Genomic DNA, 5,735 nt, shown 5'->3' with positions numbered 1-5,735 from the left:
AAAAGTTGTTGACGAAAACAACTGCACATGATATATTAATTAAGTCGCTGTTTTTAAACGGCGGACAAAACATTTGATCTTTGAAAACTGAACGAACCAACCAGTACGTCAAAACATTTCTTCTTTATTGAAGAAATTTGAAACAAGCACATTCGGTGTGCAAATGAGCAAGTCAAACTTAACTTTTATGGAGAGTTTGATCCTGGCTCAGGACGAACGCTGGCGGCGTGCCTAATACATGCAAGTCGAGCGCGGGAAGCGAGTGGATCCCTTCGGGGTGAAGCTCGTGGAACGAGCGGCGGACGGGTGAGTAACACGTGGGCAACCTGCCTGTAAGATCGGAATAACCCCGGGAAACCGGGGCTAATGCCGGGTAATACTTTCTTTCGCATGAAGGAAAGTTGAAAGATGGCTTCTTGCTATCACTTACAGATGGGCCCGCGGCGCATTAGCTAGTTGGTGAGGTAACGGCTCACCAAGGCGACGATGCGTAGCCGACCTGAGAGGGTGATCGGCCACACTGGGACTGAGACACGGCCCAGACTCCTACGGGAGGCAGCAGTAGGGAATCTTCCGCAATGGACGAAAGTCTGACGGAGCAACGCCGCGTGAACGATGAAGGTCTTCGGATCGTAAAGTTCTGTTGTTAGGGAAGAACAAGTACCGTGCGAATAGAACGGTACCTTGACGGTACCTAACGAGGAAGCCCCGGCTAACTACGTGCCAGCAGCCGCGGTAATACGTAGGGGGCAAGCGTTGTCCGGAATTATTGGGCGTAAAGCGCGCGCAGGCGGTTCCTTAAGTCTGATGTGAAAGCCCACGGCTCAACCGTGGAGGGTCATTGGAAACTGGGGAACTTGAGGACAGAAGAGGAGAGTGGAATTCCACGTGTAGCGGTGAAATGCGTAGATATGTGGAGGAACACCAGTGGCGAAGGCGACTCTCTGGTCTGTTTCTGACGCTGAGGTGCGAAAGCGTGGGTAGCAAACAGGATTAGATACCCTGGTAGTCCACGCCGTAAACGATGAGTGCTAGGTGTTAGGGGGCTTCCACCCCTTAGTGCTGAAGTTAACGCATTAAGCACTCCGCCTGGGGAGTACGGCCGCAAGGCTGAAACTCAAAGGAATTGACGGGGGCCCGCACAAGCGGTGGAGCATGTGGTTTAATTCGAAGCAACGCGAAGAACCTTACCAGGTCTTGACATCCTTGGACAACCCTAGAGATAGGGCTTTCCCTTCGGGGACCAAGTGACAGGTGGTGCATGGTTGTCGTCAGCTCGTGTCGTGAGATGTTGGGTTAAGTCCCGCAACGAGCGCAACCCCTAATCTTAGTTGCCAGCATTTAGTTGGGCACTCTAAGGTGACTGCCGGTGACAAACCGGAGGAAGGCGGGGATGACGTCAAATCATCATGCCCCTTATGACCTGGGCTACACACGTGCTACAATGGATGGTACAAAGGGCAGCGAAGCCGCGAGGTGTAGCAAATCCCATAAAACCATTCTCAGTTCGGATTGCAGGCTGCAACTCGCCTGCATGAAGCCGGAATCGCTAGTAATCGCGGATCAGCATGCCGCGGTGAATACGTTCCCGGGCCTTGTACACACCGCCCGTCACACCACGAGAGTTGGCAACACCCGAAGTCGGTGAGGTAACCTTTTTGGAGCCAGCCGCCGAAGGTGGGGCCAATGATTGGGGTGAAGTCGTAACAAGGTAGCCGTATCGGAAGGTGCGGCTGGATCACCTCCTTTCTAAGGATATAACGGAAACGTACTGTGTTGGTTGTTCAGTTTTGAGAGATCAAACGATCTTTCAACTTGTGAACCTTGAAAACTGGATAAGGAATCATTGTCTTCATCTAACGATGAGACATTTGATGACAAGACATCTAATTGAAATTGTAAACGTCTTTTCACGACGATAGTTAAGTGAATAAGGGCGCACGGTGGATGCCTTGGTACTAGGAGCCGATGAAGGACGGGACTAACACCGATATGCTCCGGCGAGCCGTAAGTAGGCTTTGACCCGGAGATTTCCGAATGGGGAAACCCACTGTTCGTAATGGAACAGTATCCTATACTGAATACATAGGTATAGGCAGGCACACCCGGGGAACTGAAACATCTAAGTACCCGGAGGAAGAGAAAGCAAACGCGATTTCCTGAGTAGCGGCGAGCGAAACGGAATCAGCCCAAACCAGAAAGCTTGCTTTCTGGGGTTGTAGGACACTCCATTGGAGTTACCAAGGAGGAAGATAGACGAATCGACCTGGAAAGGTCAGCCAGAGCAGGTAACAGCCCTGTAGTCGAAATCTTTCTCCCTCCGGAGTGGATCCTGAGTACGGCGGAACACGAGGAATTCCGTCGGAATCCGGGAGGACCATCTCCCAAGGCTAAATACTCCCTAGTGACCGATAGTGAACCAGTACCGTGAGGGAAAGGTGAAAAGCACCCCGGAAGGGGAGTGAAAGAGAACCTGAAACCGTGTGCCTACAAGTAGTCGGAGCCCGTTAATGGGTGACGGCGTGCCTTTTGTAGAATGAACCGGCGAGTTACGACCGTATGCGAGGTTAAGCAGTAGAAGCGGAGCCGCAGCGAAAGCGAGTCTGAATAGGGCGAGTGAGTATGCGGTCGTAGACCCGAAACCGTGTGATCTACCCATGTCCAGGGTGAAGGTCAGGTAACACTGACTGGAGGCCCGAACCCACGTAAGTTGAAAATTACGGGGATGAGGTGTGGGTAGGGGTGAAATGCCAATCGAACACGGAGATAGCTGGTTCTCTCCGAAATAGCTTTAGGGCTAGCCTCAGAATAGAAAGTCATGGAGGTAGAGCACTGATTGGACGAGGGGCCCCTATCGGGTTACCGAATTCAGTCAAACTCCGAATGCCATAGACTTTGTTCTGGGAGTCAGACCGTGGGTGATAAGGTTCATGGTCGAGAGGGAAACAGCCCAGACCGCCAGCTAAGGTCCCAAAGTGTGTGTTAAGTGGAAAAGGATGTGGAGTTGCTTAGACAACCAGGATGTTGGCTTAGAAGCAGCCATCATTCAAAGAGTGCGTAATAGCTCACTGGTCGAGTGACTCTGCGCCGAAAATGTACCGGGGCTAAACACACCACCGAAGCTGCGGATTGATCTTATGATCAGTGGTAGGAGAGCGTTCTAAGGGCCGTGAAGTCAGACCGTAAGGACTGGTGGAGCGCTTAGAAGTGAGAATGCCGGTATGAGTAGCGAAAAAAGAGTGAGAATCTCTTTCACCGAATGCCTAAGGTTTCCTGAGGAAGGCTCGTCCTCTCAGGGTTAGTCGGGACCTAAGCCGAGGCCGAAAGGCGTAGGCGATGGACAACAGGTTGATATTCCTGTACCACCTCCTTTCCGTTTGAACGACGGGGGGACGCAGGAGGATAAGGAGAGCGCGCCACTGGATGTGCGCGTCCAAGCAGTGAGACGGTCGGATAGGCAAATCCGTCCGGCAACGTCAAGCTGTGATGGGGAGGGAAATATAGTACCGAAGCTCCTGAGTTCACACTGCCAAGAAAATCCTCTAGTGAGGAAAGAGGTGCCCGTACCGCAAACCGACACAGGTAGGCGAGGAGAGGATCCTAAGGTGAGCGGGAGAACTCTCGTTAAGGAACTCGGCAAAATGACCCCGTAACTTCGGGAGAAGGGGTGCTCCTCTGCCGAGGAGCCGCAGTGAAAAGGCCCAAGCGACTGTTTACCAAAAACACAGGTCTCTGCGAAGCCGTAAGGCGAAGTATAGGGGCTGACACCTGCCCGGTGCTGGAAGGTTAAGGGGATGCGTTAGCTTATGCGAAGCGTTGAACCGAAGCCCCAGTAAACGGCGGCCGTAACTATAACGGTCCTAAGGTAGCGAAATTCCTTGTCGGGTAAGTTCCGACCCGCACGAAAGGTGCAACGACTTGGGCACTGTCTCAACGAGAGACCCGGTGAAATTATACTATGTGTGAAGATGCACATTACCCGCGACAGGACGGAAAGACCCCGTGGAGCTTTACTGTAGCCTGATATTGAATGTTGGTACAGCTTGTACAGGATAGGTAGGAGCCTTGGAAGCCGGAGCGCTAGCTTCGGTGGAGGCGCTGGTGGGATACTACCCTGGCTGTACGGACATTCTAACCCAGGACCGTGATCCGGTCCGGAGACAGTGTCAGGTGGGCAGTTTGACTGGGGCGGTCGCCTCCCAAAAGGTAACGGAGGCGCCCAAAGGTTCCCTCAGAATGGTTGGAAATCATTCGCAGAGTGTAAAGGCACAAGGGAGCTTGACTGCGAGACCTACAAGTCGAGCAGGGACGAAAGTCGGGCTTAGTGATCCGGCGGTTCCGCATGGAAGGGCCGTCGCTCAACGGATAAAAGCTACCCCGGGGATAACAGGCTTATCTCCCCCAAGAGTCCACATCGACGGGGAGGTTTGGCACCTCGATGTCGGCTCATCGCATCCTGGGGCTGTAGTCGGTCCCAAGGGTTGGGCTGTTCGCCCATTAAAGCGGTACGCGAGCTGGGTTCAGAACGTCGTGAGACAGTTCGGTCCCTATCCGTCGTGGGCGTTGGAAATTTGAAAGGAGCTGTCCTTAGTACGAGAGGACCGGGATGGACACACCGCTGGTGTACCAGTTGTTCCGCCAGGAGCATCGCTGGGTAGCTACGTGTGGTCGGGATAAGTGCTGAAAGCATCTAAGCATGAAGCCCCCCTTGAGATGAGATTTCCCTTACCTATAAGGTAATAAGATCCCTCAGAGACGATGAGGTTGATAGGTCCGAGGTGGAAGCGTGGTGACACGTGGAGCTGACGGATACTAATGGATCGATGACTTATCTATCTGATTTCAATCAGTCGTGAAAAGCATTTCTTTTTCAAAAAGATGTTTCCTTATCCAGTTTTGAGGGTTTACCTCAAACTTTATATTGATGTGGTGGTGAAGGCGAAGAGGTCACACCTGTTCCCATGCCGAACACAGCAGTTAAGCTCTTCAGCGCCGATGGTAGTCGGGTTTACCCCCGTGAGAGTAGGATGGTAGAGCATCTGACTTTTAATCAGAGGGTCGAAGGTTCGAATCCTTCATGGCTCACCATTTATTATGCGGGTGTGGTGGAATTGGCAGTACACGCCAGATATTTAGGATCTAGTGCTTCACGGCGTGGGGGTTCAAGTCCCTCCACCCGCATTATCCAATTATCATGATCAGCATCCCATTGTTTACTACAGCAATTTTGCGGTCGTGGCGGAATCGGCAGACGCGCTAGGTTGAGGGCCTAGTGGGAGGTAATCCCGTGGAGGTTCAAGTCCTCTTCGGCCGCACCAACTTTTTTAAAAAAAGTACTTGCGTCAACACACAAAAGATGTTAAGATAATAAATGTCGCTTTTTTAATGCGCCCGTAGCTCAATTGGATAGAGCGTCTGACTACGGATCAGAAGGTTAGGGGTTCGACTCCTCTCGGGCGCGCCATTAACGGGAAGTAGCTCAGCTTGGTAGAGCACTTGGTTTGGGACCAAGGGGTCGCAGGTTCGAATCCTGTCTTCCCGACCATCGAAATCCTAAATAACAATTTGATACACTTGCGGGTGTAGTTTAGTGGTAAAACCTCAGCCTTCCAAGCTGATGATGAGGGTTCGATTCCCATCACCCGCTCCATTTTAATGAATGTCATCGGGGCCTGTAGCTCAGCTGGTTAGAGCGCACGCCTGATAAGCGTGAGGTCGGTGGTTCGAGTCCACTC

General features: G+C 52.2%; 6 tRNA genes and 3 rRNA genes. All 9 read left to right on the top strand.

Features of this window, described 5'->3' with window-relative positions:
- Positions 1-184 precede the first annotated feature (184 nt).
- The 9 genes from ACXACN_RS00045 to ACXACN_RS00005 all read left to right on the top strand — a co-directional run bounded on the left by ACXACN_RS00045 (position 185) and on the right by ACXACN_RS00005 (position 5,735).
- Positions 185-1,749: ribosomal RNA gene (locus ACXACN_RS00045) — 16S ribosomal RNA — on the top strand.
- Positions 1,750-1,920: 171 nt separating this feature from the next.
- A 23S ribosomal RNA gene (locus ACXACN_RS00040) occupies positions 1,921-4,836 on the top strand.
- Between the two features lie 89 nt (positions 4,837-4,925).
- Positions 4,926-5,039: ribosomal RNA gene (rrf, locus tag ACXACN_RS00035) — 5S ribosomal RNA — on the top strand.
- Together the 16S, 23S and 5S rRNA genes with 6 tRNA genes alongside form the textbook arrangement of a ribosomal RNA operon.
- Before the next feature lie 57 nt (positions 5,040-5,096).
- Positions 5,097-5,181, top strand: a tRNA-Leu gene (locus ACXACN_RS00030).
- A gap of 48 nt (positions 5,182-5,229) precedes the next feature.
- Positions 5,230-5,318, top strand: a tRNA-Leu gene (locus tag ACXACN_RS00025).
- A 69-nt stretch (positions 5,319-5,387) separates the two neighbouring features.
- Positions 5,388-5,464 (top strand) — tRNA-Arg (locus tag ACXACN_RS00020).
- Between the two features lie 4 nt (positions 5,465-5,468).
- Positions 5,469-5,545 (top strand) — tRNA-Pro (locus tag ACXACN_RS00015).
- Between the two features lie 31 nt (positions 5,546-5,576).
- Positions 5,577-5,650, top strand: a tRNA-Gly gene (locus tag ACXACN_RS00010).
- A gap of 26 nt (positions 5,651-5,676) precedes the next feature.
- Positions 5,677-5,735 (top strand) — tRNA-Ile (locus tag ACXACN_RS00005).

It is taken from the genome of Halobacillus sp. AWM4_238 (assembly GCF_056158265.1).
This window is presented reverse-complemented; position numbering and strand designations above follow the sequence as displayed.